The sequence below is a fragment of the Xanthomonas cissicola genome, assembly GCF_008801575.1.
GTDB classification, from domain to species: Bacteria; Pseudomonadota; Gammaproteobacteria; order Xanthomonadales; family Xanthomonadaceae; genus Xanthomonas; species Xanthomonas cissicola.
Genome location: NZ_VZPL01000017.1, coordinates 12,714 through 37,893, shown reverse-complemented (window position 1 = coordinate 37,893; position 25,180 = coordinate 12,714). Strand labels below are relative to the sequence as shown.

At 65.5% G+C, this 25,180-nt stretch carries 27 protein-coding genes and 1 pseudogene; 18 read left to right on the top strand and 10 right to left on the bottom strand.

Going from position 1 to position 25,180, the window contains the following annotated elements; translation table 11 throughout:
• Window positions 1-51: 51 nt before the first annotated feature.
• A complete protein-coding gene (locus F7R02_RS09650) occupies window positions 52-480 on the bottom strand; it encodes a copper chaperone PCu(A)C (protein WP_078564216.1) in 429 nt (142 codons plus the stop codon).
• A 65-nt stretch (window positions 481-545) separates the two neighbouring features.
• Here F7R02_RS09650 and F7R02_RS09645 point away from each other — a divergent pair, with 65 nt between their 5' ends.
• The 4 genes from F7R02_RS09645 (at window position 546) to F7R02_RS09630 (ending at window position 3,711) form a co-directional block, all read left to right on the top strand.
• On the top strand, window positions 546-1,316 hold the full coding sequence (locus F7R02_RS09645; protein ID WP_011050798.1) for an enoyl-CoA hydratase/isomerase family protein: 771 nt from the start codon (window positions 546-548) through the stop codon (window positions 1,314-1,316).
• 70 nt (window positions 1,317-1,386) lie between these two features.
• Window positions 1,387-2,292: an acyl-CoA thioesterase II gene (tesB, locus tag F7R02_RS09640; protein WP_078590500.1), complete on the top strand. Its 906-nt coding sequence runs from the start codon at window positions 1,387-1,389 to the stop codon at window positions 2,290-2,292.
• A gap of 199 nt (window positions 2,293-2,491) precedes the next feature.
• A complete protein-coding gene (locus F7R02_RS09635) occupies window positions 2,492-3,004 on the top strand; it encodes a putative signal transducing protein (protein WP_003484340.1) in 513 nt (170 codons plus the stop codon).
• A 221-nt stretch (window positions 3,005-3,225) separates the two neighbouring features.
• Complete coding sequence (locus tag F7R02_RS09630; RefSeq protein ID WP_005930326.1) at window positions 3,226-3,711, top strand: hypothetical protein; 486 nt, start codon at window positions 3,226-3,228, stop codon at window positions 3,709-3,711.
• A 167-nt stretch (window positions 3,712-3,878) separates the two neighbouring features.
• Here F7R02_RS09630 and F7R02_RS09625 read toward each other — a convergent pair whose 3' ends face one another.
• Window positions 3,879-4,478 (bottom strand): EF-hand domain-containing protein, encoded by a 600-nt coding sequence (locus F7R02_RS09625; RefSeq protein ID WP_078590498.1) that lies wholly within the window; start codon window positions 4,476-4,478, stop codon window positions 3,879-3,881.
• A gap of 39 nt (window positions 4,479-4,517) precedes the next feature.
• Between F7R02_RS09625 and F7R02_RS09620 the strand changes: the two genes are divergently transcribed.
• Window positions 4,518-5,432: an arginyltransferase gene (locus tag F7R02_RS09620; protein ID WP_033482387.1), complete on the top strand. Its 915-nt coding sequence runs from the start codon at window positions 4,518-4,520 to the stop codon at window positions 5,430-5,432.
• Window positions 5,386-6,714, top strand: a complete 1,329-nt coding sequence (locus F7R02_RS09615) for an endonuclease/exonuclease/phosphatase family protein (RefSeq protein ID WP_078590496.1) — start codon at window positions 5,386-5,388, stop codon at window positions 6,712-6,714. Before F7R02_RS09620 ends, F7R02_RS09615 begins: the two co-directional genes overlap by 47 nt.
• Before the next feature lie 265 nt (window positions 6,715-6,979).
• Here the strand turns inward: F7R02_RS09615 and purT are convergent, their stop codons facing one another.
• On the bottom strand, window positions 6,980-8,182 hold the full coding sequence (gene purT / locus F7R02_RS09610; RefSeq protein ID WP_039580399.1) for a formate-dependent phosphoribosylglycinamide formyltransferase: 1,203 nt from the start codon (window positions 8,180-8,182) through the stop codon (window positions 6,980-6,982).
• Between the two features lie 124 nt (window positions 8,183-8,306).
• Here purT and F7R02_RS09605 point away from each other — a divergent pair, with 124 nt between their 5' ends.
• From F7R02_RS09605 to F7R02_RS09585, 4 genes are all read left to right on the top strand, one after another.
• A complete protein-coding gene (locus F7R02_RS09605) occupies window positions 8,307-9,176 on the top strand; it encodes an SPFH domain-containing protein (protein ID WP_078590494.1) in 870 nt (289 codons plus the stop codon).
• Window positions 9,177-9,333: 157 nt separating this feature from the next.
• The gene (locus F7R02_RS09595) at window positions 9,334-9,618 is read left to right on the top strand and encodes a hypothetical protein (protein ID WP_005920636.1); all 285 of its coding nucleotides are present in this window, start codon (window positions 9,334-9,336) and stop codon (window positions 9,616-9,618) included.
• Window positions 9,615-9,797 carry a type II toxin-antitoxin system antitoxin gene (locus tag F7R02_RS09590; protein WP_003484354.1) on the top strand — a complete coding sequence of 61 codons (183 nt, stop codon included), beginning with the start codon at window positions 9,615-9,617 and terminating at the stop codon, window positions 9,795-9,797. Before F7R02_RS09595 ends, F7R02_RS09590 begins: the two co-directional genes overlap by 4 nt.
• A gap of 127 nt (window positions 9,798-9,924) precedes the next feature.
• Window positions 9,925-10,722: a M15 family metallopeptidase gene (locus tag F7R02_RS09585; protein WP_015472404.1), complete on the top strand. Its 798-nt coding sequence runs from the start codon at window positions 9,925-9,927 to the stop codon at window positions 10,720-10,722.
• A 74-nt stretch (window positions 10,723-10,796) separates the two neighbouring features.
• On the opposite strand, the gene F7R02_RS09580 is transcribed toward F7R02_RS09585, so the two are convergent.
• The 5 genes from F7R02_RS09580 to F7R02_RS09560 form a co-directional block, all read right to left on the bottom strand.
• Window positions 10,797-11,471 carry a DNA-3-methyladenine glycosylase family protein gene (locus F7R02_RS09580; RefSeq protein WP_078590492.1) on the bottom strand — a complete coding sequence of 225 codons (675 nt, stop codon included), beginning with the start codon at window positions 11,469-11,471 and terminating at the stop codon, window positions 10,797-10,799.
• 2 nt (window positions 11,472-11,473) lie between these two features.
• Entirely contained in the window at window positions 11,474-11,845 is a 372-nt protein-coding gene (locus F7R02_RS09575) for a DUF423 domain-containing protein (protein ID WP_078590491.1), read from the bottom strand.
• 95 nt (window positions 11,846-11,940) lie between these two features.
• On the bottom strand, window positions 11,941-13,107 hold the full coding sequence (locus F7R02_RS09570; RefSeq protein ID WP_078590490.1) for a polyketide cyclase: 1,167 nt from the start codon (window positions 13,105-13,107) through the stop codon (window positions 11,941-11,943).
• A 331-nt stretch (window positions 13,108-13,438) separates the two neighbouring features.
• Complete coding sequence (locus F7R02_RS09565; protein ID WP_078590489.1) at window positions 13,439-14,080, bottom strand: response regulator; 642 nt, start codon at window positions 14,078-14,080, stop codon at window positions 13,439-13,441.
• Window positions 14,080-15,276 (bottom strand): sensor histidine kinase, encoded by a 1,197-nt coding sequence (locus F7R02_RS09560; RefSeq protein ID WP_005915636.1) that lies wholly within the window; start codon window positions 15,274-15,276, stop codon window positions 14,080-14,082. The genes F7R02_RS09565 and F7R02_RS09560 overlap by 1 nt, the downstream gene beginning before the upstream one ends.
• A 238-nt stretch (window positions 15,277-15,514) precedes the next feature.
• Between F7R02_RS09560 and F7R02_RS09550 the strand changes: the two genes are divergently transcribed.
• The 5 genes from F7R02_RS09550 (at window position 15,515) to F7R02_RS09530 (ending at window position 18,525) form a co-directional block, all read left to right on the top strand.
• A complete protein-coding gene (locus F7R02_RS09550; RefSeq protein ID WP_005915634.1) occupies window positions 15,515-16,114 on the top strand; it encodes a GNAT family N-acetyltransferase in 600 nt (199 codons plus the stop codon).
• A gap of 3 nt (window positions 16,115-16,117) precedes the next feature.
• Window positions 16,118-16,861, top strand: coding sequence for a septum site-determining protein MinC (gene minC / locus F7R02_RS09545; protein ID WP_015472406.1), 744 nt, complete (start codon window positions 16,118-16,120; stop codon window positions 16,859-16,861).
• Between the two features lie 35 nt (window positions 16,862-16,896).
• On the top strand, window positions 16,897-17,706 hold the full coding sequence (gene minD / locus F7R02_RS09540; protein ID WP_005930297.1) for a septum site-determining protein MinD: 810 nt from the start codon (window positions 16,897-16,899) through the stop codon (window positions 17,704-17,706).
• A gap of 2 nt (window positions 17,707-17,708) precedes the next feature.
• Complete coding sequence (gene minE / locus F7R02_RS09535) at window positions 17,709-17,966, top strand: cell division topological specificity factor MinE (RefSeq protein WP_003484370.1); 258 nt, start codon at window positions 17,709-17,711, stop codon at window positions 17,964-17,966.
• Window positions 17,967-18,033: 67 nt separating this feature from the next.
• Window positions 18,034-18,525 (top strand): hypothetical protein, encoded by a 492-nt coding sequence (locus F7R02_RS09530; RefSeq protein ID WP_059030964.1) that lies wholly within the window; start codon window positions 18,034-18,036, stop codon window positions 18,523-18,525.
• Window positions 18,526-18,696: 171 nt separating this feature from the next.
• On the opposite strand, the gene F7R02_RS09525 is transcribed toward F7R02_RS09530, so the two are convergent.
• Window positions 18,697-20,013, bottom strand: a complete 1,317-nt coding sequence (locus F7R02_RS09525; RefSeq protein WP_015472407.1) for a sensor histidine kinase — start codon at window positions 20,011-20,013, stop codon at window positions 18,697-18,699.
• Complete coding sequence (locus tag F7R02_RS09520) at window positions 19,979-20,695, bottom strand: response regulator transcription factor (RefSeq protein ID WP_003484375.1); 717 nt, start codon at window positions 20,693-20,695, stop codon at window positions 19,979-19,981. The genes F7R02_RS09525 and F7R02_RS09520 overlap by 35 nt, the downstream gene beginning before the upstream one ends.
• A 221-nt stretch (window positions 20,696-20,916) precedes the next feature.
• Between F7R02_RS09520 and F7R02_RS09515 the strand changes: the two genes are divergently transcribed.
• The 3 genes and pseudogenes from F7R02_RS09515 to F7R02_RS09505 all read left to right on the top strand — a co-directional run bounded on the left by F7R02_RS09515 (window position 20,917) and on the right by F7R02_RS09505 (window position 25,177).
• The gene (locus F7R02_RS09515) at window positions 20,917-22,650 is read left to right on the top strand and encodes an ArnT family glycosyltransferase (RefSeq protein ID WP_078590487.1); all 1,734 of its coding nucleotides are present in this window, start codon (window positions 20,917-20,919) and stop codon (window positions 22,648-22,650) included.
• A 99-nt stretch (window positions 22,651-22,749) separates the two neighbouring features.
• Window positions 22,750-23,514 (top strand): phosphatase PAP2 family protein, encoded by a 765-nt coding sequence (locus F7R02_RS09510; RefSeq protein ID WP_078587139.1) that lies wholly within the window; start codon window positions 22,750-22,752, stop codon window positions 23,512-23,514.
• Window positions 23,511-25,177: pseudogene (locus tag F7R02_RS09505) on the top strand (phosphoethanolamine transferase). Before F7R02_RS09510 ends, F7R02_RS09505 begins: the two are co-directional and overlap by 4 nt.
• Window positions 25,178-25,180: the final 3 nt, after the last annotated feature.

Sequence of the window (25,180 nt, the reverse complement as noted above, 5' to 3'; positions counted from 1 at the left end):
CCGCCGCTTTCATTTCAATGCTGGCGCAAGTGCGCAACAGCCATCAAACACTCAAGACCCGGGCGCGCGCTTGCGTGCTTCCAAGGTAGCCTTGATTTGGCGACCGTCCTGCAGGGTAAAGCTCACCGGCACCTGCGCGCCTTCCTGCAACGGCGCACTGGCGTCCATCAACATCAGGTGCAGGCCGCCCGGCGCCAACGGCACAGATTTGCCGGCCGGCAATGCCAGTTCGGGCACCGCGCGCATGCGGCTGACGCCATTGACCTGTGTGGTTTCGTGCAAGGAGACATCGGCAAATACGCTGCTGTTGGCAGCAGTGATCGTCAGCGGCTGCGCACAGCCGTTATGAAATTGCCCGAACCCGGCCGCCATGCCCATGCCACCGGGCGGCGGAATGCGGATCCAGCCATTCTTGAATTCGGGCAGGCATTGCGCCGACACGCCCGCACTTGCCGCCAGCCCAAACGCCGCGAGCAACACGCCGGCATACCTAACCCGCCTGCTTCGACTGCCGTCTATCATGACCCGACCTCCAGGAGCCCCGAATGAGCATCCAGATCTTAGACCATGGCCGTCTTCGCGAAATCCGTCTGGCGCGTCCGCCGGTCAATGCGCTGGACAGCGCGGTGTGCCAGGCGTTGAGCGTTGCGGTGCAGCAGGCCGGCGAGGAGGTCGACGGCATCGTACTGTCGGGCAGCGAGCGGATTTTTTCCGGCGGCATGGATGTGCCGCATCTGCTGGCCCATGGCGCCGACCGCGCTGCGCTGCTGGCCAGTTGGACCGCGTTCTTCGATGCGGCGCAGGCGCTGGCCAACAGCCGCGTGCCGGTGGTCGCGGCCATCGGCGGGCATGCGCCGGCCGGCGGCTGCGTGCTGGCGCTGTGCTGCGACTACCGGGTGATGGCGCGCAGTGCCGATACCGCAAGACCCTATACGATTGGCCTCAACGAAGTGCAGGTTGGCCTTGCTGCGCCGGAGGGTATCCAACGTCTGTTGCGCCGCGTGGTGGGTGCGCACCGCGCCGAACGCCTGCTGATCTCCGGGCAACTGCTGCCGGCCGAACAGGCGGTCGCGATCGGGCTGGTGGACGAACTGGTCGATGGCGAGCTGGTCACCGCGCGCGCGGTGGCGTGGCTGCAGGAGCTGCAGCAGCTTCCCCGCCAACCGATGTTGACCACGCGCGCGATTGCGCGTGCCGACCTGCGCGCGGCATTGGCGCCGGAGTTGATCCAGCTGGAGCGCTTCATCGATGGCTGGTACGCGCCGGATGCGCAGACCGCGCTGCATGGCCTGGTGGCGCGCCTGCAAAAGGCCTGAGCCCTGCCGTCGCGGCGCCCCTCGGGCGGGCCGGTATACTCGCTGTCCGTCGCATGCCCAGGCCAGCCTCTTGTCCGCCACCGCCGAACCCGTCGTCTCCGAACTGATCAGCCTGCTGTCGCTGGAGCGCCTGGAAGACAACCTGTTCCGTGGCCATAGCCGCGACATCGGCACCAAATACGTGTTCGGTGGGCAGGTGCTGGGCCAGGCGTTGGCGGCAGCGCAGGCGACGGTGGAAAACGGCCGCCAGGCGCATTCGCTGCATGCGTATTTCCTGCGTGCCGGCAATATCGACCACCCCATCGTCTACGACGTCGACCGCACCCGCGATGGCGGCAGTTTCTCGGTGCGCCGGGTCACCGCGATCCAGCACGGCAAGGTGATCTTTTTTTGCGCGGCCTCGTTTCAGGAGCACGAAGAAGGCGCCGAGCATCAGTCGGCGATGCCGGTGGTGCCGCCACCGGAAGACATCGAACCGGCCGCACCGCTGGCACCGGACGTGTTGGCCAAGCTGCCGGCCAAGGTGCAGCGTTGGCTGTCGCGCGGTGGCCCGTTCGAGTTTCGCCATGTCTTTCCGCGCGACGAACTCAGGCCGCCCAAGCGCCCGCCGTTCCAGCAGATGTGGCTGCGCTTGAACGATCCCATCGGAGACGATGTGGGCCTGCATCAAGCGCTCCTTGCGTACGCGTCGGATTTTCAGTTGCTGGGCACCTCGACATTTCCGCACGGCATCAGCTATTACACGCCGAACGTGCAGATGGCCTCGCTCGATCATGCCCTGTGGTTCCATCGTCCATTCCGTACCGACGACTGGCTGCTGTACTCGCTCGACAGCCCCACCGCGCAGGGCGCGCGCGGTCTGGCTCGCGGGCAGTTTTTCACCCGCGACGGCGTGCTGGTGGCCAGCACCACGCAGGAAGGCCTGATCCGGGTGGTGCCTGACGGCAGCGCGATTGCCGTGCCGGCCAAGGAATAGATCTCACATCGCGACAGCACGGCACCCTGCTTGATGGCCAGTGCGCACTCTGGCTGGGTGAAGGCAGCCGAGCACCGCTTCCCGCGCACTGCAGACACCGCATGCGATCCCCTGACCGCATCACCCCCACCTTGATGTTTCATCTTGAACTGGCGCCTCAACGGCGCCATCTGTTCCGGACCCAACGGCGTTTTCCACCATGCGCAAGATCTTCAGCAGTCAACGTATCGAAACCGCCGAAGGCGTGGCCAATCTCTTGCGCGATGCGGGAATCGAGATCCGCATCAGCAACGGTCGCTCTTATCAAAGCAAGCGCGGCGGCCAGTTCAGCTACCTGGAACAGAGCAACGCCCAGGCGCAGCCCACCGTCTGGATCGTGCATGCCAACGACCAGCCGCGCGCACGCGAGCTGCTGCGCGACGCCCGCCTGCTGGACACCACCCGCCGCGACCTGCCGAACGTGGAATACACCTTCCGCGAAGGCGAAAACGGCTCCAGCTCCAGTGCGCGCAGCTGGGCCTGGCGTATCCGCCTGGTGTTGCTGCTGGTGATCGGCGCCGTGGCGATGGTGGTGGTGATGCGCCATCGCAACGCGCCGACGCAACTGGCACCAGCGGCCCAGCCGGCATCGCAACAGGCGCCGGCGCCAGATGCCGTACAACCGGCAGCAGAAGACGACGAAGTGCGCGTGCGGATCCAGCCGACCCGCTGACCGCAGCTGCCCGGCGCGGCCCCGCGCTGGTACGACAGGCATGCTCGTCGGCGCGGTCACATCCGTTGCCGGCCTGCGTCGCATGGCATGCGAAGGCAGGCGCCTGGCGAGCAACCTCGCACGATCCGAAGTGATGGGTTCGTATCCGACTGTCGCAGTCATCGGGCAGCGCCCGCGCTGCTATAAGCGCTCAGGATTCAACCAGACCCCGGAGTCATGACGTGAAGGCAAGTCTGTTCACCAGTCTGCTGATGATGGTCAGCATGAGCGCGCAAGCGGACGGACTCACCAAGTCCGCCGATGGCAAGACGCTATCGGTGAGTTTCGGAGCACCGACCTTCAAGCAGGTGCTTCACTACCGCAAGCTCTACGACAAGAAGCCGTTCCCCGATGCGGAAATCTATTATTTCAGCAACGGCATGTACAAAATCATTTCCCAGGGCGAAAACCATTACGGCGTCTATGTGCTGCAGGGAACATTCGACGACCAGAGCTACACCATCCGGTTCATCTCCCTGCCCTCGGAAGACTGGGGCAACAAGACTGCGTTCCACCAGCTGACCTTCGTGCGTGGCGACAAGCAGAATGTCTTTATCCAGAACGCCATCGTCGACACCGGCGAAGCGATCGCGCAGCAGAACGGCACGTACACACTGGAGAAGAACACCGTCTCCAATCCGGTTCCTACGTCCTGGAAGCACGACTGAGCGCTGTACCCGCACTCAGCGTCTGTCCCAAACGCAAGCGCCCTCCCGCCAGGCGGAAGGGCGCGGTCGATCGGCGCCTTGTTACGTACTGCAAACAGCTAGGTGAACTCACCGCTCACCCGAGCGGCACTCGCCAATGCGCAACGAGCGCCGCGGTCGGCGATGCCTCAGCGGTTGGTCGCAGGTGCGGTTGCCGGTGACGGCTTGCCATCGTCGCCGTGCCTGCCCATCCCGCCCGGCCCGTGCCCGCCACGCCACTTGGATGCGGCATCGAACTCGGCCTTGCTCAACTTGCCGTCCTTGTCGGTGTCGGCCTTGGCGAACCACGCATCGCGATGCTGCTGCATGCGCAATTCACGGTCGGCACGGTCGACGAAGCCGTCCTTGTTGAGATCCATCTGGTCGAAGCGCGCAGCGAATTTGGGGTCGGCCTTGGCTTCTTCGCGGCTGATACGGCCATCCTTGTTGGTATCGAGCTTGGCCATCCATTCGGCGCGTGCGCCGCGCCCATCGCGACCCGGGCCACGATGATGCGGGCGCTCGTCGCGCGACAGCTTGCCGTCCTTGTTGGTGTCCAGCGTATCGAACTGCGCGGCCAGCGTCGGATCGGCGGCCGCTTCGCTGCGGTCGATCACGCCATCGCCGTTCTTGTCGAGTTTGGCAGGCCGCGGCGCATCGCCGGGAGCCGGCACGGTGGCGGCGAACGCGGTGCCGGTGGACAGCGCGGCCAGCACGGCCAGGGCGAGAAAGGGTTTGCGTGACGTCATGAGACACTCCTGGAAGATAGGAACCACACGCGGCCCTGCATGGGCCGCATCGCGTGGGTGGTGCGTTCGGATCGCCCGTGCGCTGCCACCAACACCCCCATCAACGAGCCATCGATGCGCGCGTTGACGTCCAGGCCGGACGTATTCATCCGGCGGACAGTCGCCGCTGATGCGACGCGCAGGCGCTATCCTTCGGCCATGGCCATCCATGCCGACACCCACGACGACCTGCGCCTGTTCCAGACCGGCGAGCATGCCTGTGGCTATTGGTCCGACCGGCAGGCGCGCGATCTGGTGCTGGATCCGCACGATCCGCGCCTGGGGGCGATCTATCCGCAAGCGCTGGCATGGGGCTTCCGTCGCTCCGGCGATCTGGTCTACCGGCCGCACTGCGAACGGTGCCGTGCCTGTGTGCCGGTACGCATCGCGGTGGATGCGTTTCACCCGGACCGCAGCCAACGCCGTTGCCTGGCGCGTAACCGGGATCTGGTGGTGCGCGTGGTAGCCGCCGAGCGCACCGACGAACAACTGGCGCTCTATCGCCAGTACCTCAAGCACCGGCATCCCGGCGGCGGCATGGACCAACATGGCGCCACCGAATTCGACCAGTTCCTGATCGGCGGCTGGTCGCACGGACGCTTTCTGGAGATTCGCGAACCGGCCATCGCGCACCTGCCCGGCCGGCTGCTGGCGGTCGCAGTGACCGATGTCACCGAGCATGCGTTGTCGGCGGTGTACACGTTCTACGCGCCGGAGGCGGCAGCGCGCAGCCTGGGCACGTTCGCGATCCTGCAGCAGATCCAGTGGGCGCAACGCGAGCGACGCGCGCACCTATATCTGGGGTACTGGATCGATGGCCACGCGAAGATGAACTACAAGCGCCGCTTCAGCGCACTGGAAGCCTACGATGGTCGCCACTGGCGCGGCTTGCCCGCCCACGCATCGGTCGACTGAACCGCCGGATTGCGACATCGGCGTGTCGCATCCCGCATGCGAGAATCTGGCAATGATCAAACCTCTCCTGCTGCTCGCGCTGACCGCCTTGTGCGCGGCCTGCGCCCACCCCGCGCCCTCGCCCAAGATGCAGACCGACACCCTCGCCGCCCGGCCGGCCGCGGCACAGCTGCGCATCGCCACCTACAACACCTCGCTGTATTCGGACGAGGCCGGCGGCCTGATTCGCGAGCTGCAGGGCGATAGCGCGCATGCGCGCAAGATCGCTGCGGTACTGCAGCGCGTGCGCCCGGATCTGGTGCTGCTGAACGAATTCGACTTCGACCCGGAACACCGCGCTGCCGACCTGTTCCAGCAACGTTATCTGCAGGTGGCCCAGCCGGGCGGCGGCGAGGCGTTGCGGTATCCGTACCGCTATCTGGCATCGGTCAATACCGGCGTGCCGAGCGGCCTGGATCTGGACAACAACGGCAGCGCCGGAGGCGAAGGACGCGCGCGTGGCAACGACGCGTGGGGCTATGGGCTGCATCCCGGCCAGTACGGCATGCTGGTGTTGTCGCGTTACCCGATCGATGCGCAGGCAGTGCGGAGCTTCCAGCTGCTGAAGTGGAGCGCGCTACCTGGCGCACTGCGGCCGATCGATCCGGCCAGCAAGACGTCGTACTACAGCGATGCCATCTGGGCGCAGCTGCGGCTGTCGTCCAAATCGCATTGGGATGTGCCGGTGCGCACGCCGTTGGGTGTGGTGCATGCGCTGGTGTCGCACCCTACCCCGCCCGTATTCGACGGTGCCGAGAAACGCAAAGCCGCGCGCAACCACGACGAACTGCAGCTGTGGCGCGCGTACCTGGACAACGCACCCGACAGCCAACGCTGGCTCTGCGACGACAAGGGCGGTTGCGGCGGCCTGGCTGCCGATGCGCGCTTCGTCATCCTGGGCGATCTGAACAACGACCCGGTCGATGGTGCCGGCCGCCATGAGGCGATCCGCGCCTTGATCCATCACCCGCGCGTGCTGCAGTACCCCACACCGCACAGCGATGGCGGCCCGGAAAAAACCGCCGAATACGCCGCGCTGGGCATCGCCCACAGCGGCGACCCGCATCAGGTCACCGGCGACTTCGGCCCGCAGGCAGGCACCATGCGCCTGGACTACGTGCTGCCGTCGCGCCAGTTCACCCTGATCGGCAGCGGCATTTTCTGGCCGGCCAGCAACGCGCCGGAAGCGGTGATCGCCGATGGCAGCGACCATCATGCGGTGTGGATCGACCTGGCTGAATAGCGGGGGATTGAGGAGTTGGGTTGGGGCTTCGGAACAGCGAGTTCCTTGCCCGTTTGCGGTATCGACACCTGGCTTGGAAAAAGATCCGCGCACGAGCAGCTAGCCAGGCGCAGTGCTGCTTGCGGTGACGGATGGCGTGGCGTCACCAGGTGTGATCAATCACCCGCGTCGGGCAGCGTCGAGAAGACGTGCGCATAAATCCCGAGCGCCCCTGGCGCGTCGACGCAATGCAGCGATGCGCTGCATTGCGTCTGCCGTACGCCGCTCAGGCCTGCAGTTGGATCGTCAACGCCGCGGCGGCGACGCGCGCCTTCTCACGCGCAGCATCGACGCTGTCCGCGCGCGCCAGGGTGACGCCGACGCGGCGATGGCCGTCCACGCGGGGCTTGCCGAACAGGCGCAGTGCGGTGTCTGGGTCCCGCAGTGCTTCGGCCACGTTGTCGAACACCGGCACGCCATTGCCGTGCGCCAGCAACGCGCACGATGCCGAAGGGCCGGCCTGACGGATCACGCCGCCGTCCTGCGCGCCCACCGGCAGGCCGAGAATGGCGCGGGCATGCAGCGCGAATTCGCTCAGTTCCTGCGAGACCAGCGTGACCAGGCCGGTGTCGTGCGGGCGCGGCGAGACTTCGCTGAACCACACCTCGTCGCCCTTGACGAACAACTCCACACCGAACAGGCCCCGGCCGCCGAGATCGTCGGTGATGGCCTTGGCGATCTGCTGCGAGCGGCGCAACGCAGCGGCCGACATCGGCTGCGGCTGCCAGCTTTCGCGGTAGTCGCCGTCCTGCTGCCAATGCCCGATGGGATCGCAGTACGAGGTGCCGCCGGCATGGCGCACGGTGAGCAAGGTAATTTCGTAATCGAAATCGATGAAGCCTTCGACGATGCAGCGACCGGCACCGGCACGTCCACCGGTCTGCGCATATTCCCATGCCGCATCGATATCGGCCTCGCTGCGCAGGGTGCTCTGGCCCTTGCCCGAGGACGACATCACCGGCTTGACCACGCATGGCAAGCCCACCGCGGCAATTGCATCGCGATACTCCTCGACGGTATCGACAAAGCGATACGGCGAGGTCGGCAGGCCCAGCGTTTCGGCTGCCAGGCGGCGAATGCCTTCGCGGTCCATGGTCAGGCGCGCGGCACGCGCCGTCGGGATGACCTTCTGGCCTTGCTCGCGTTCCAGCGCCACCAGGGTTTCGGTATGGATCGCTTCGATCTCCGGCACGATCAGATGCGGCCGCTCATTGGCGATCAGCGTGCGCAACGCAATGGGGTCGAGCATGTCCAGCACGTGCGAGCGGTGCGCCACCTGCATCGCCGGTGCATTGGCATAGCGGTCGGCCGCGATCACTTCCACACCGAAACGCTGCAGCTCGATCGCCACTTCCTTGCCCAGTTCGCCCGAGCCCAACAACAGCACGCGGGTGGCGGAAGGCGATAACGGCGTGCCGAGAGTGGTCATGAGCGCGGTCCAGAGCGAGAGGGGCCGCCATTCTAACGGTTGCCCGCTCCCACTCCGACGAACGGCCATTGTTTAACTGATATCACATTGATATCTTTGTACCACTCCACAAGGACTCGCGCTCATGAAAGAGAAGCCGATCGGTTCGTTGCCCGGCATTCCTGTCGTCCTCGTCGCAGGCGCCGGCCTCCTCGGTGCCGCCTGGTACGTACTGACGATGATGGCCGGCACCAGCGTCACGCCAGGGGCGTTCATCGCCGCGGTGCTGGTTGTGGCGGCATGTATTTTCATGTTGGCCGGCCTGTATACGTTGGAGCCCAACCAGGCAGCGGTGCTGAGCCTGTTCGGCAAGTACGTCGGTACCGTCAAGGACGCTGGCCTGCGCTGGAATGTGCCGTTCTACGCCAAGCGTCGCGTCAGCCAGCGCGTACGCAATTTCGAAAGCGGACGACTCAAGGTCAACGAGCTGGATGGCAGCCCGATCGAAATCGCTGCGGTGATCGTATGGCAGGTACTGGATGCCTCCGAAGCGGTCTACAACGTCGACGACTACGAGAGCTTCGTGCATATCCAGTCCGAAGCGGCGCTGCGCGCGATGGCGACCAGCTATCCGTACGACCAGCACGAAGACGGCCAGATCTCGCTGCGCAGCCATCCGGCCGAAATCAGCGAGCAGCTCAAGCGGCATCTGGACGAGCGCCTGACCCAGGCCGGCGTGGACGTGATCGAGGCGCGCATCAGCCACCTCGCCTACGCGCCGGAAATCGCCCAGGCGATGCTGCAGCGCCAGCAGGCCAATGCCGTGATTGCCGCACGCTCGCGCATCGTTGCCGGCGCAGTGGGGATGGTCGAAATGGCGCTGTCGGAGTTGCAGAAGAATGGCGTGGTGGAGCTGGACGAAGAGCGCAAGGCGCATATGGTCAGCAACCTGCTTACCGTGTTGTGCTCGGATCGCGGCACCCAACCGGTAGTCAACGCCGGCTCGTTGTACTGAGGGCAGCCAACAGGACGCCTGCTCTCACCGCCAGACGGGCGCAGCCACTGCTCGGCATCGGCATGCGCCACTCGTACACTGCGCTTGTGGGCGCGCCCTCCACGTCCACCTGGCGACCACCCGCTTGCGTTGCGTCAGCCACTCCGAGATCGATCCGATGAATATCATGGTGCCCCTGGTGGTTGCGCTTTCCGGCTTGCCCGCGCTGGCCATCGCCGCGTCCATCGGCGCCGACGATGACGACCGCGCACGCGGGCTGGGCCTGCGCTGGGCGTTGATCAGCCTGGTGATTCTGGTCGGCGCCGCATGCCTGTACTGGGCTGGCGACAACCGCGCCGGCATCTATGCGGTGGTGATCGGCATGCTCGTCGGCGTCAACGCGTTGATCGTGTCGATGGTGATGCACCTGCGCCGTCATGGCGGCCGCAGAGACGGCAAATGAGCGAAAAAAAAGCCTACCCGCTGCGTATCAACGCCGATGTGTTGGCCGCCGTGCAGCGCTGGGCCGACGACGAATTGCGCAGCCTCAATGCGCAGATCGAATACGTGCTGCGTGATGCGTTACGCAAGGCTGGCCGGCTACCGAAGCCGCAGGGCGAAAAAGAAAAATCCGAAAATTGACCATGCGCCGCCGATCATCCAGACGCGACTGCGCACCGCTGTAGCGGTTCGCCGGTCCGGGTCGGCGCGGGGTCGCAGCGCCTGGCTGGACTGGCAGCGCTCACCCGTCAACGGCTAAGCTGCGTAGATGCGTCATCTTCAACGTGTACTCCTCAATACCAGCGAGATCGAGCTGTGGCCGGCCGATCTGCTGCGCGCGCGCGGTAATGCGGATGCGCGTGTGCTGGCACAGGCCGACTGGCTATTGCGGCGCAAACGCGATGGGCGCTATCTGGCTGCACATCTTCCGCAGGGTCTGATGCCGCTGATCCCGCGGCTGGCATGCGAGCCTGGCCTGGACGAAGCATTGGACCGTCTGCAGACCGCAACCGGCCGCATCGGCCAGGTACACGACGCCACGCTGCCGATCGACGGATTGCAGCGCCGCCTGAGCCAGCTCGGGCTCGCCGCCGACGACTACGTGCAACGGACCGGCCTGCAGTTGATGGCCGAACCAGCCGCACTGCAGTTTGCCGGACGCGATCGCTTCGGCCGCCCGCTGTGGCTCAGTGCCCGCGCTGCACGCGCATGGCGACAGATGCGCGCGGCTGCGCTGCGCGCAGACATTGTGCTCGATGCGATTTCCGGCTACCGCAGCCACGACTACCAACTGGGCATCTTCGAGCGCAAGTTCGCGCGCGGGCTCACCCTGGAGCAGATCCTGACGGTCAACGCAGCGCCGGGTTTCAGCGAACATCACAGCGGCGACGCACTGGATCTGGGCACACCGGGCGAGCCGCCGGCCGAAGAGTCCTTCGAAGCCACGCCTGCATTCGCCTGGTTGTGCAGCAACGCGCACGCATTCGGCTACCGCCTGAGTTACCCACGCAACAACCCGCACGGCATCGTCTACGAACCGTGGCATTGGTGTTGGTCGGCGGGATGAGCCGGCCGAACTTCATGCGCCACGCAACCCGGCTGGACCCGACCGCCCGCCGCATCTGCCCCGCGTGCGAGCTCCTACTCCTGCGAACGCGGTGTCGGCACCTTGGTCGCCACGCTGAAGTCGGCAATCTTCCACAGATAGAACGCGGCATAGGTGCGGTACGGGCCCCAGCGTTCGCCGCGTACGGCCAGTTCCTTGGGGGTGGGCATCTGCTCCTGCTTGTCCACGCGCTGCGCCCCTTTGCGCACGCCCAGGTCGTCGATGGGCAGCAGATCCGGGCGGCCCAGGCGGAACATCAGCATCATTTCCACGGTCCAGCGGCCGATGCCGCGCACCGGCACCAGTGCCTGCACGATGGCTTCCTCGTCCATGAAGGCAAGCCTGCGCAGCGAGGGAATCTCGCCTTCGCTTTCGCGGCGTGCCAGATCGCGCAGGGCCAGCGCCTTGTTACCCGAAACGCCGCAGGCACGCAGCGCCGCATCGTCGATACGACCGAGGGTGTCCGCATGCAGCCGCTGCGCGCCGATCGCCACTTCCACACGCGCCACGATGGTCGAAGCCGCCTTGCCGCTGAGTTGCTGAAACAGGATGGCGCGTGCCAGCGCATCCACCGGGTCGAAGGGTTTGTGCCACCCCGGTTGCGGGGCGATCGGGCTGATGCGCTTCATCCACGCACCCAGCGCGCGATCGCGCCGGGACACGTGCGCGAACGCAGCCTCCACATCGAATCCGCGGGCATGGCGCGGCATGCTCAGCGCCTCAACGCACCAATGGCCAGCACCACCCAGCCCAGCATCAGCCCAACTCCGCCGACCGGCGCCAGGGTGGTCGGCCACTGCAGCAACGCCCCCCCGGCCAGGCTGCCGGCAAACAGCAAGGTGCCGAGCAACAGCAGGTACAAGCCCGCCCGGCCCAGCGCACGCGTTTCGGTGGCGCCCAGCACGGTGAGGACCGCGCCATGCCCGAACGCATACAACGACGCCACCTGCAGCCGCGACTGCATCACCGCATCGGCAACGCCGTGCGAGGCATAGGCCGATAGACCAACGGCAATGGCCGCCAGCAGGCCGCCGCAGAAGGCCAGCAGCGAGGGATGTTTCTTACGACGATCAAGCAAAGACATGCAGGCAACTTCCGTGACAGCGCCGGAGCGCAAAAAAAACGCGCCGCAAGACTGCGGCGCGTTTTCGTCTGGACCAGCTCATCGTGGTGGGACGATTACTTGATGGCCCAGTAGACGTCGTACGTGCCGTCCTGGGTGAACGACTTGTCCACGCCACCCTTCCAGGATTCGTACGGACGATCGGTCACGTCCATGCCGCTGGTGGCAGCCCAGGCACGCAGCGAGTTACGCACTGCATCCAGGCCGGCCATATGGCCTGCGTAGGTCGCAAATGCCGAGCGGTGCGCCGGAACCCGCTGGTACTTCACCGGTGCTTCGGACGGGATGTTGAGCTTCAGCTCTTCGCCCGTTGCAGCCACCGGGGTTGCATCGGCGGGTGCCGCGGCAGCCGCGTCGTCCTTCTTGGCGTCGGCCTTGGCGTCGGTCTTCGGAGCACCACCAGCGCGCTTGCGCACCGGCTGCACCACGTCGAAGGCGTACTTGTCGGAAGCGAAGTCGGTGGTCACGATGCGCACTGGACCAACCGCCTCAAGGCCGTTGGAATCCATCACGCGCTTGATCCACTCCTGGTTGTCCTTGATCGACTTCTTGATCGTCTCGTTGTCACGATCGATGTTGCCCGCGGTGACGACCAACAGGTCCTCGGCCGGCACATCGACGATCTTGAGGTCGCTCAACACCGGCTTGCCGTCAAGCTCGGCGCGGTAGTCGAAGTTCGGCACGGTGGCCAGTGCGGTCGTCAGACGCGACAGACCCAACTTCAGGTCGTCGCCCACGTGGCGGCTGACGTACAGACCGGCATAGCGACCAAACAGGTTCCAGCCGTACTTGACGCTGTAATCCTGGGTGATCTTGACGTTCTTGTTGTTCTTGCCGGTCGGCACCAGGGTGAAATTGGTGACCTTGTCGTAGCCCTTGGTGGGATCTTCGATTGCGATCTCAACACGCTCGTTCTTGACGCTGTTGGTGATCTCCCAGCTGCCGTTGCCGATATAGCCCTCGTTGGAGCTGTATTCAACGCGTGCACCCTTGCCCTCTTCCGGGCCGGCCAGCTTCAGCTGGATCTTCGGGTCACGCAGCACAAGCGGGTTCCAATCCTTGAAACGACGGAAGCTGTTCACGGTGTCGTAAACAATCGTCATCCTGCGGTTGGTCTCAACACTCTCGGACATCTGCCGCTCCGAGGGCAACACCAAGCCCACCACGACAAACAAGCCAGCCACGATCCCCAAGGCGATCAGGAACTCGATAATACGGGTCATTCAGGAGGTCTCCGGGGCCGATCCCACGGCCGGGTTGAGTGAAGCGAAGCCACCATCCTAGCAGGCTTCGAGAAAGATGTTCAGTTGTGCGACGGGTAGCGCGGTCTTGCGGTGTCATTCACCGCGCAACGCGGCGCCTGGGGGATGCGCAATCCCAACCTGCACAAGGGTTTGGGCGATTGCGCGCCGCTATCATGCACATCACGCGCTGCGTGCGTGTGATGTTGCGGCTGCCAGGCGGCATTGGGCCGCCCGTCTCGCGGTCCGACCGACGCTGCAGCGGCCTGAATGCGAGTCCCGCCCCTGCTGCAGGCGGGCGCGGGCGCCGGGCTCACACCAGCTGCAGCTCGAACGCTTTCAGCACCGCGCGGGTGCGGTCGCGTACGCCGAGCTTGGAGAGGATGTTGGAGACGTGATTCTTGATGGTGCCTTCGGCCACGCCCAGCGAGTTGGCGATTTCCTTGTTGGAAAACCCGCTCGCCATCAGCCGCAGGATCTCGGTCTCGCGGTCGGTGAGCGGATCGGGTCGGTCCAGGCTGACGAACTCGTTACGCATGTGCTCCAGGCCCAACAGCAGGCGCTGGGTCACCGCCGGCTGCACCAGCGAGCCGCCGTCGGCGACGGTGCGGATGGCGCCGACCAGTTGTTCCAGCGAGACGTCCTTGAGCAGATAGCCCTTGGCACCGGCCTTGAGCCCGGCCAGCACCAGTTGGTCGTCGTCGAAGGTGGTCAGGATGATCGTCGGCGGCAGGGCGCCGTTGCGCGAGAGCATCTGCAGCGCTTCCAGCCCGGACATCACCGGCATGCGCATGTCCATCAGCACCACGTCCGGCTGGATTTGCGGAATCTGCTCCACCGCCTGCTTGCCGTCGGAGGCCTCGGCCACCACCTCGATGCCGTCGTCCAGCGCCAACAGCGAGCGGATCCCCTGGCGCACCAGGGTTTGATCGTCGACCAGGCACACACGGATCATCACAACACTCCTTGGGTCACGGCCGCAGGCATCAGTGCCGGCGCGCCTGGAACAGCGATGCGCAGGCCGAAGCCGTCACCCCGCCGGGTTTGAATCTCAAGCTGCCCACCATACTGGTTCAGCCGCTCACGCATGCCGCGCAGCCCGTTGCCGGGCGCGACCGCATCGGCGCCGTGGCCGTCGTCGCGGGCGTCGATCAGCACCGTATCGGCATCGCGGCGCACCTGGATCCACAGGTTGCGCGCGCCGGCATGGCGCACCGCATTGGTGATGATTTCCTGGGTACAGCGCAGCAGCACGTGGGCGCGCTCGGGGTCGTCCAGGGTCAGCGGCTGGGCGATATCCAGGTGGATATCCAGCGACGGCACCTGGGTCACCAGCGGGCGCAGCGCCGCTTCCAGGTCGATCGCGCCGCTGTCGCGCAGATGGCTGACCGCCTCGCGCACATCGGTGAGCAACAGTTTGGCCAGCGTGTGCGCCTGGCGCACGTGCTCCTGGGCCTGGCCCTCGGTGATGTGGCCTGCCACTTCCAGGTTGAGACTGAGCGCAGTGAGGTGGTGGCCGAGCAGGTCGTGCAGCTCGCGCGAGATGCGGGTGCGCTCGTTGATGCGCGCGCTCTCGGCCAGCAGTGCGCGGGTGGCGCGCAGTTCGGCGTTGAGCCGGCGCTGCTCTTCGCGCGCATCGGTCTGCTGGCGGGCCACCAGGCTGGTGACGAAGATGAACATCGAAAAGCCGCCGTACAACAGCGACTGCATCAGCGCCGCGAACAGGGTGAAGTCCGGGCGCAGGTAGTAGAACACCGGCAGCACCGCCAGCTGGCTCAGCACCAGCCACAGCACGCCCACGCGCAGCGGCAGCAGCCACGGGATCACCCCCGCCGCCACCATCATCAAAATGCTGCCGAGCCCGGTTCCGCTCAGATAGCTCACCGCCAGCGCGCAGATGGTGAGCAGCAACAGGATCAGCCGGTCGTACCAGTGCGCGTGGCCGCCGCTGTTCAAGCCGCGGGTCAACCAGAAGTAGCTGGCGCCGAAGCCGATGAAGAATGCCGACATCATCACCGCCTCGGCCACGCTGCGGTGGTCGCCCTCTTCGGCCGGCGGCCAGTAGGTGTACACCAAGGGCATGACGATCATCGCCCAGGTGAACAGGCCGGCGAAGCGCAGGACGCGCGTATGACTGAGGTATCCCAACATGTCCGCATCTTAGGCGGAAGCGAGCGCGCTGCCCTCTTGCCGGAAGTCATGCATGCCGGCGCGCACGCATGGGTTGCGGATGTCGGGCCCGCACAGCGCCTATGCTGGCGCGCCATTGCACGCCGGCACCTGCCGCGCGCCGGCCGATCGCATGCGCTGGGTCGCCGCTTCAGGCCACGCATGTAATAATCCGACGCAGATCCGATTTCGGGTCGACGCGTTACCTCACGGAGTCCCAATGTCGATCGTCATCCGCGACGTGCGCGAGCACGAGCTCGATTCCGTCCTGGCCCTGAACAACAATGCCGGACTGGCGATCCTGCCGCTGGATTCAACCAAGCTGCAACGTTTCTACGAGCAGGCCGAGTATTTCCGCGTCGCCGAGCGCGACGGCAACCTGGCCGGGTTTCTGGTCGGTTTCGGAAGCGGCAGTGCGCACGACAGCAGCAATTTCGCCTGGTTCCGGGACCGTTACCCGGAATTCTTCTATATCGACCGCATCGTGGTCGCCAGCCGCCGCCGCGGCGGTGGCGTCGGGCGGGCGTTCTATGCCGATGTGCAGAGCTATACCGAGCTGCGCTACCCGCAGCTGGCGTGCGAGGTGTTCCTGGACCATGGCGCCGACGCGGCCTTGCTGTTCCATGGCAGTTTCGGCTTCCGCGAGGTTGGCCAGAACACCATGCCCGATGTGGACGTGCGCGCCAGCATGCTGATGAAAGACATGTGCAGCTATCGGTGGGTCAAAGAGACCTATGGCGGCAAGTTGCCCGAAGACTTGCCGTGGGTGGGCCGGCCGCGTCATGCCGCCACCACCGCTAGCCCATCGACGGGGAGCTGAGTTGTGGCAAGTGTGAATGTGGATTTTGAACAGGCCGGCGAGCTGAAGATCGGCCAAGTAGGGATTGCCAACCTGCGCGTGCGCACCCTGGATGTGTCGCGGCTGGTGCAGGAAATGCGCGAGCGCGTGACCCGCGCGCCCAAGTTGTTCGGCCGTGCGGCGGTGATCCTGGATTTCGGCGGGCTGTCGCAGGTGCCGGACCTGGCCACGGCCAAGGCCCTGCTGGAAGGTCTGCGCGATGCCGGCGTGCTGCCGGTGGCGCTGGCCTACGGCACCAGCGAGATCGACCTGCTGTCCCAGCAGTTGGGCGTGCCGCTGCTGGCCAAATTTCGCGCGCAGTACGAGCCGACCGCGGTCAGCCCGCCACCGCCACCGCCGCCCGCACGTGCCGAACCGGCACCGCCGGCCGCGCGACCGGCTCCGGGCCGGATGCAGCGCACCGCGGTGCGTTCCGGTCAGCAGCTGTACGCGGAGAACTGCGACCTGACCGTACTCAGTACGGTCGGTGCCGGGGCCGAGGTCATCGCCGACGGCAGCATCCATATCTACGGTACCCTGCGTGGCCGCGCTCTGGCCGGCGCGCAGGGCAACCCCGACGCGCGCATCTTCTGCCGCGACTTCCACGCCGAACTGGTTGCCATCGCTGGCCACTACAAGGTGCTGGACGATGTTCCCATGGACCTGCGTGGCAAGGCCGTCCAGGTCTGGCTGGAGCAGGATCAGATCAAGATCGCTGCGCTTGATTGACGCGGCCCAACCACAGAAATATTCGGAGAAATCCTTTGGCTGAAATCATCGTAGTCACCTCCGGCAAGGGCGGCGTCGGCAAGACCACCACCAGCGCAAGCCTGGCTTGCGGGCTGGCCAAGCGCGGCAAGAAGGTGGCGGTCATCGACTTCGACGTCGGCTTGCGCAACCTGGACCTGATCATGGGCTGCGAGCGGCGCGTGGTGTACGACTTCGTCAATGTCGTGCACGGCGAAGCCACGCTCAAGCAGTCGCTGATCAAGGACAAGCGGTTCGAGAACCTGTACGTGCTGGCCGCCTCGCAGACCCGCGACAAGGACGCGCTGACTCAGGAAGGCGTGGAAAAGGTGCTCAAGGACCTGGCCGCCGACGGCTTCGACTACATCGTCTGCGATTCGCCGGCCGGTATCGAAAAAGGCGCGTTCCTGGCGATGTACTTCGCCGACCGCGCGGTGGTGGTGGTCAATCCGGAAGTGTCTTCGGTGCGCGACTCGGACCGCATCATCGGCCTGCTCGATTCCAAGACCCGCAAGGCCGAAGAAGGCAAGGCCGTGCCGGCGTTCCTGCTGCTGACCCGCTACAGCCCGGGCCGCGTGGAAGGCGGCGAGATGCTCAGCATCACCGATGTGGAAGAAGTGCTGGGCCTGAAGGCGATCGGCGTGATTCCCGAATCCGGCGACGTGCTCAACGCTTCCAACAAGGGCGAGCCGGTGATCCTGGATGCCGAATCCCCGGCCGGCCAGGCATACGACGACGCAGTCGCCCGCATCATGGGCGAGGAGCGCCCGATGCGATTCACATCCGTGGAGAAGAAAGGCTTCTTCAGCAAGCTGTTCGGAGGGTAAGCATGGGCCTGCTCGATTTTCTCAAGAGCAAGAAGAACACCGCCGAGACGGCCAAGAACCGCCTGCAGATCATCATTGCGCAGGAGCGCAACCACCGCGGCGGGCCGGATTACCTGCCGCTGATGCAGCGCGAGTTGCTGGAGGTGATCAAGAAATACGTCAACATCGATGCCGATGCGGTCCGTGTGGATCTGGTCAAGGATGGCGAACACGACGTGCTGGATATTTCGGTCGCCCTACCGGAAGACGGCGACAAGTAGCGCCAACAACGGCACCGCGTTCGCACGGTGCCGTTGTTGCATGTGACCCGACCGCGAGCCATTGCGCGTGACCACTCCCACTACTGCCATACCCACCGCTGCCGATGTTCTGCGCGTGGCCGATATCGGCCTGGACGCACCTGCCGCCCTGCTCGCGCGTTATGGCTTGCGCCTGCACCGCGTGGAATCGGACGCGGCGATTCCAGGCAGTTTCTGGGGCGAACCGGAAGCCGGCATCATCGGCTGCGATGTGTACGTGCGCGACGACACACCGGTGCATTCGCTTCTGCACGAAGCCGGGCATCTGATCGTGCTGCCTGCGGAAAAACGCGCTGCGGTGCATACCGACGCGACCGATTCGGTGGAAGAAGAAGACGCCACCTGTTACCTGCAGATCCTGCTGGCCGAGCAATTGCCTGGTGTGGGCAGCGCGCGCCTGATGGCGGACATGGACAGCTGGGGCTATACGTATCGGCTGGGCTCCACGCGCGCCTGGTTCGAGCAGGACGCGGAGAACGCGCGCAGCTGGCTGGACGCACGCGGCTTGTTGCCTGCCTGAGCTTGCGCGGCGCGTTCAAGCAGCGGCCCAACCGCAGCGAGCAGCGTCAGCAGCGAATAGGCATCAGGCCGGTGTGGCGCCTTCGCAGGACCCGCAGCGGGCGTGTGGCACCTGCAGTATCGAATAGCGGACGCACCGCCTGGCGTGAGTGCAGTCGGTTACGTGATCCCCTCAGGATTCCGTTGCCGTGGCGCCGGAGAGATCCAGCGTGGCCACCGTGCCCTGCCCGGCATTGGAATCCAGCTGCAGATGCCAGCCTAGGTGTTCGCACAAGCGTCCGATCAGTTCCAGCCCGATACCGCTCCCCTGGCGGACGTTGCCGCGCGCCAGGCGCGTGTAGATGGCGCTGATCTCTTCGGGAGTCATGCCATGGCCGGGGTCGGCAATGCAGACCACGCCGGGCGCCGACAGCGAGATGCGAATGATGCCGCGGTCGCTGTTTTCGATGGCGTTGCGCAGCAGGTTGCCGATGGCCGTCTGCACGATGGCGACCGGGGCGACCACGCTGCATGGCGGCAGCGGGGCCACGACCAGTTGCAGATCCTTGTCGGCGCACAGGTGCGTGTGGTCGGCCACGATGTCCGGCAGCAACTGATCCAGCCGCAACGCATCGCTGCTGCGCACCAGCCGGCCAGGATCTTTGGCCAGCACCAGCAGCAAGGTGATCAGCTGCTCGACCGAGGTGCTGGTCTGCGCGATGCGCTGCAGCTGGTGGCGCACCGCCGGCGGCGTGCCGGGCTGGTCCAGCGCCAGCTCCACCGCATTGCCGATCACCGCGATGGGCGTGCGTAATTCATGGCTGGCGCTGTCGATGAAAGCCCGCTCACGGTCGACGAACTGGCTATTGCGCTCCAGATAATCGTTGAGCGCATCGGCAATCACGTACAGCTCGGCGCTGCCCTGTGGCCCTACCGCAATCTGCTGCGCGCGCTGCTCTGGACGCAACGCGCCGATGTCGCGCGCAAGTTCCACCAGCGGGCGCACCAGCCGCGCCATCGCATATGTGCCCATCAGCAAGGTGATGCCGATCAGCGCGATGCCAGCGGCCAGCATCCAGCGGGTCAGAAATTTTTCCAACGCTTCGAAATCGGTGATGTCCAGCACCAGGGCCAGGCGGCCGGCATGCGCGGTGTCGCGCACCATCACGGCACTCTGGCGGCCGGCGATCTCCAGACCGTCGTGCAAGCCGGGATGCAGGGTGCGCAAGACCGGCGGTGTGCGCGCGACGTCGTCGACCCGGTACAGCCGCAAGGTGTCCGAGTCCTGCCAGCGGTAATCCGGATCCTGCAGGCTGCGCTCGAGGATGCTGTCCAGTTCGGAATTCAGCAGCGAGCGCCACACGCCGTGTTCGGCACGTTCGTGCAGGTACTGCGCGGTGCCGAACACCGCCAGCGTCATCAACAGCGTGTAGCCGAACAACCACACCAGCACGCGGCGACCCAACGGGCGCTGTTTAGACATCGCTGCAGTCGCCAGCGCCAGGCGCATCGGCCGCATCCAGCTGCGCCAGCCGGTAGCCGAGCCGCGGCAAGGTATGGATCAGTTTTTGCGCGAACGGGCCGTCCACACTGCGGCGCAACTCGTAGATATGCGAGCGCAGCATGTCGCCGTCGGGCGGGTCGTCGCCCCACAACGATTGCTCCAGGCGTTGCCGCGTCACCGCGGCCGGGCTGGCCTGCATGAGCACTTCCAGCAACTTGCGGCAGGCCGGATACAGATGCAGCACCTGTCCGGCGCGCGTCGCTTCCAGGGTGGCCAGATCCAGGCGCAGGTCGGCCACTTGCAGCAGTTTGCCGCGGCGACGGCCGTGCGCACGCGCCAGCAGGGCTTCGATGCGCACCTCCAGCTCGGGCAACGCGAAGGGTTTGGTCAGGTAGTCGTCGGCGCCGGCGCGGAAACCGGCGATCTTGTCCGGAAGTTCGTCGCGTGCGGTAAGCATGATCACCGGCAGTTCGGACTGGTGCTGCTCACGCAGCCGGCGCAGCACTTCCGGTCCATCCATGCGCGGCATCATCCAGTCCAGGATCAGCGCGTCGTAATGCTGGGTGGTCGCCAGATGCAGGCCGGTGACGCCATCGGGCGCAGCGTCCAGGGTATGCCCGCGCGCTTCGAAATAGTCGAACAGGTTGGCAACCATATTGCGGTTGTCTTCAATGACCAGCAGCCGCATGAGCGGGTTTCCAGGACGGCCCGGCAGGCACGGTGTGCGCATCCTAACCGAGGCCGGCCAAACGCGACCGGTATCGCCGGTACGGCCTTCCAACCGGTTGCGCTCCAGCACCCGCGCACGGCGATGCCTGCGCTGCGATGCGATGCGCGATCATGCGGGCTCGGCTCCGACAAATTTCCGACCCACTTGCCAGATAGTGTCTCCCCGCATTTACTCAGGGCGTGCGCGTGTCGCCTGCCATCGCTGCCTCCTCATCCCGCCAGCGCGCGCTGCTGGTGGCGTTGCTGTTGATCGTTGTCAGCCTGCTGGCCGGGCTGGGCATGCGCCAGCCCAATCCGCCGGACGAGCCGCGCTTCGTGCTGGCCGCGCGCACCATGGTCGAGACCGGTCAGTGGCTGCTGCCGCACCGTGGCAGCGAGTTGTACGCAGAAAAACCACCGGTCTTCATGTGGCTGCAGGCGGCAACCTACGAACTGATACCGCACTGGCCGGTGGCCTTCCTGCTGCCGTCGCTGCTGGCTGCGCTGGCCACGTTGTGGCTGACCTGGGATATCGCGCGCCGGCTATGGACTCGGCGCGTGGCGGGATATGCGGTGCTGGCCTTGTTCACGGTGCTGCAGTTCGGCCTGATGGCCAAGCGTGCGCAGATCGATATGGTGCTGGTGGCGCTGACCACACTGTCGTTGTGGGGAATGCTGCGGCACCTGCTGCGCGGGCCGGACTGGCGCGCCTGGATGCTGGGCCTGTTCGCTGCCGGGGTCGGGACGGTGACCAAGGGCGTCGGTTTTCTGCCGCTGCTGCTGTTGTTGCCATGGATGGCGCTGCGGCCTACGCATTGGAGCGTGTTGCCGGCGCGCGCGCTGGCAGGACGCAGCTGGGGACTGGTGCTGCCGGCTTTCGTGGCCGGTACGGCGGTGTGGCTGGGGCCGCTGGGCATCGCGCTATGGCACAGCGACGACCCGCAGCTGCATGCCTACGCGCACGAGCTGTTGTTCAAGCAGACCGGCACGCGTTATGCGCACGCCTGGCATCACGTCAAACCGTTCTGGTACTACCTGCAGGTGATCGCCACCTTGTGGCTGCCCGGCTGCCTGTTGTTGCCGTGGCTACTGCCGGCCTGGTGGCGGCGACTGCGCCGCGGCGACCCGCGCTATGTGCTGCTGCTGGCCTGGAGCGTGCTGGTGCTGCTGTTTTTCAGCGCCAGTCCGGGCAAGCGCGAGGTCTATATCTTCCCGATGCTGCCGGCGCTGTGCGTTGCCGCGGCGCCGTTGCTGGCCGGGTTGTTGCGCCGGCGCGGCGTGCGAATGCTGCTGACCGGATATGTGCTGCTGCTTGCCGTTGCCGGGCTGGTGCTGGGTGGCGGCATTGCGCTGCATCTGCACTGGGCCGAAAACACTGCAGTGAAGCGCGGCATGGAGCTTGCCTCGCTGCAGTCGGTGGGTTTCTGGTTGATCGGCCTGGGCGTGGTCGGCCTGGCCGCGATTGCATGGTCGCGCGGTAAACGCGCGGGCGCCGCGCTGGTGGTAATGACCGCAACGCTATGGACGGTGTTCGGACTGGGGTTGATGCCGGCGCTGGATCCCTACAGTTCGTCCGCACGTTTGATGCAACGCGTGGGCCAGCGCATCGGCGCGGACGCAGAGCTGGGCATGCTGGCCTGGCGCGAGCAGAACCTGCTGCAGGCCGATCGCCCGGTGACAGATTTCGGCTTCAAGGCGAGCTGGCAGGACCAGTGGGCCAAGGCCGGCCCATGGCTTGCGCAAGCGCCGCACACCCGCTGGCTGTTCGTGCTCAAGCAGGCGGTGCCGGCGTGTATCGATCCGGCCCAACGCATCGATATCGGCGAGTCCAATCGCAATCAATGGCAGTTGCTGCCGGGCACGGCATGGCATGCCGGTTGCATCGCCACCGCGTCCGATGCCGAACAAACCGGTAGCGAAGGCGATGCAGACTGAACGCTTGGTGTCGGGTTAACGGCCGAGCAACCCCGGTCCGACCGCTTTCCGACATCCGAGTTTCGAAGATGTCGGGCATTGACACAGGCCGCCATCTCGATGACAACGCTTCCCATCCGTGCGCCGACCGTGGCGCATACCGCCAGCGGCATGCAGACGCACTTCCTTGTGCGCCATCTGTGGCTGCCCCTGGCATGCGTTCTGTTGGCGAGCGCGCTGCTGATGGGCGCCGGTGGCGACCAATGGGTTGCCGATACGCTGTATCGGCTGGAAGGCGGGCACTGGCTACTCAAGGACCACTGGTTCACCAGTGGCGTGATCCACCGCGTGGGTAAATGGTTGAGCACGGCAGCCGGAGTCGGCGTGCTGGTGCTGGCCATTGTTGCGTGGTGCAGGCCACGCCTGAAGGTGTTGCGCTGGCCGCTGACCTACCTGGCCGCCTCTATCGCACTGTCGACCTCGCTGGTGTCGCTGCTCAAGTCGTGGACGGCGATGGATTGCCCGTGGGATCTGAGCCGCTATGGCGGTACGCAAGCGATGATCGGGCTATTCGAATCGCGCCACGGTATTGCCGCGTCAGGTTGCTTTCCCGCCGGCCATGCCAGTGCCGGCTATGCGTGGGTGGCGCTGTATTTTTGTGCGCTGGCGCTCCGTCCTGCATGGCGGTCTGCAGGTTTGTTCATAGGCTTGGCAGCAGGTCTCATTTTCGGTGTTGCGCAACAACTGCGCGGCGCGCATTTTCTCTCGCACGACCTGTGGTCGCTGGCGGTGTGCTGGGTGAGCGCACTGGCGCTGTACTGCGTGATGCTGCAAAAGCCGCGTCGCGCGCTTGGATTGATGTTGCCCTCGGGGGATGCAGCATGAGTACCTGGTTGCCGGAACCGCGCAAGCGTAGTGGCCTGCGCGCGCTGACATGGAGTACGCGGCCGACGGTGTCGACCGAAGCGCTGGTGCTGCTGTCGAGCCTGTTTTTTGCGTTGGTCTGCAATCAGTTGTTCTGGCGTACGGCCATGGCCACGCATCCGGGCAGCATCGGGTTTGCGATCTCGTTGATGGCGCTGCTGGTGGCCGTGCATGCGCTGCTCCTGGGCGTTTTGGTCTGGCGCTGGAATGCAAAGCCGCTGCTGACGCTGTTGCTGTTCACCACCGCCCTGGCCGCGCACTACATGGACAGCTACAACGTCTATCTGGATGCGGACATGCTGCGCAACGTGCTGCATACCGATCACAAGGAATCGCGCGAGTTGCTCACGTCGGGCCTGATCCTGCCGCTGGTGTGCTACTTCCTGATTCCGACCGCATTGCTGTGGCGCACGCGTTTGCGCGCACGCAGCGTGGGCAAGACGGTACTGGTGCGATCGGGTTTCCTGCTGGTGGTGGCGGTGGCGGGCGCTGCTGGCGCCATGCTCTCCTCGCAGGATATTTCGGCATTGATGCGCAATCATCGCGAAGTGCGTTATTTGGCCACGCCGATCAATTACATCGTGGCGTTGCGGCAAAACCTCAAATCCGAATCGCCGATCAAGCGCGCGCCCAAACAGCCGATCGAACACGACGCCACGGCAACACCGCGCGCGCCGGGTAGCCGCCCGCGCCTGTTGCTGGTGGTGCTGGGCGAAACCGCACGCGCGCAGAACTGGGGCCTCGACGGCTATGGCCGCCAGACCACGCCGGAGCTGGCGCAGGCAGGGGTGATCAATTTCCCCGACTGCATTCGTGCGGGACCAGCACCGAGGTCTCGGTGCCCTGCATGTTCTCCCCCTACGGCCGTCGCGATTACAACGAAGACATGATCCGTGGCCATCAGTCGTTCCTGCATGTACTGGAGCACGCTGGCATTTCGACGTTGTGGCGCGACAACCAGTCCGGCTGCAAGGGCGTGTGCGACGGGTTGGAGATCCAGAAGCTGGACGATGCCACCACACCCGGCCTATGCGCCGATGGCCGCTGCATGGACGAGGTCCTGCTGAGCGATCTGGCTGCACAGGTGCGCGCAAAACCTGGCGACCGCGTGGTGGTGCTGCATCAACTGGGCAGCCATGGCCCGAGCTACTTCGAGCGGTACCCGGCGCAATTCGAACGCTTCAAACCGGTGTGCAAGACCGCGGATCTGGGCAGCTGCGGCCGCCAGGACATCGTCAACGCCTACGACAATTCGATCCTGTACACCGACCATTTCCTCAATCAGGCCATCCATGCGCTGCGCGGCCTGCCGGACTACGACACAGCGATGATCTATCTCTCCGATCATGGCGAATCGCTCGGTGAAAAAGGCATGTACCTGCACGGCGTCCCGTACGCCATCGCGCCCAAGGAGCAGACCCATGTGCCGATGGTGATGTGGTTCTCGCCCGAGTTCGCGCGCGATCGCGGCCTGGATGAAGCCTGCCTGCGCCACCGTGCAGGGCAATACACCGATCAGGATGCGCTGTTCCCGTCCGTGCTTGGGTTGATGCAGGTCAAGACCAGCGTCTATGCGCCCGAGCGCGACCTGTTCGCCAAATGCACCGGCACCACGCTGCGCTGATCG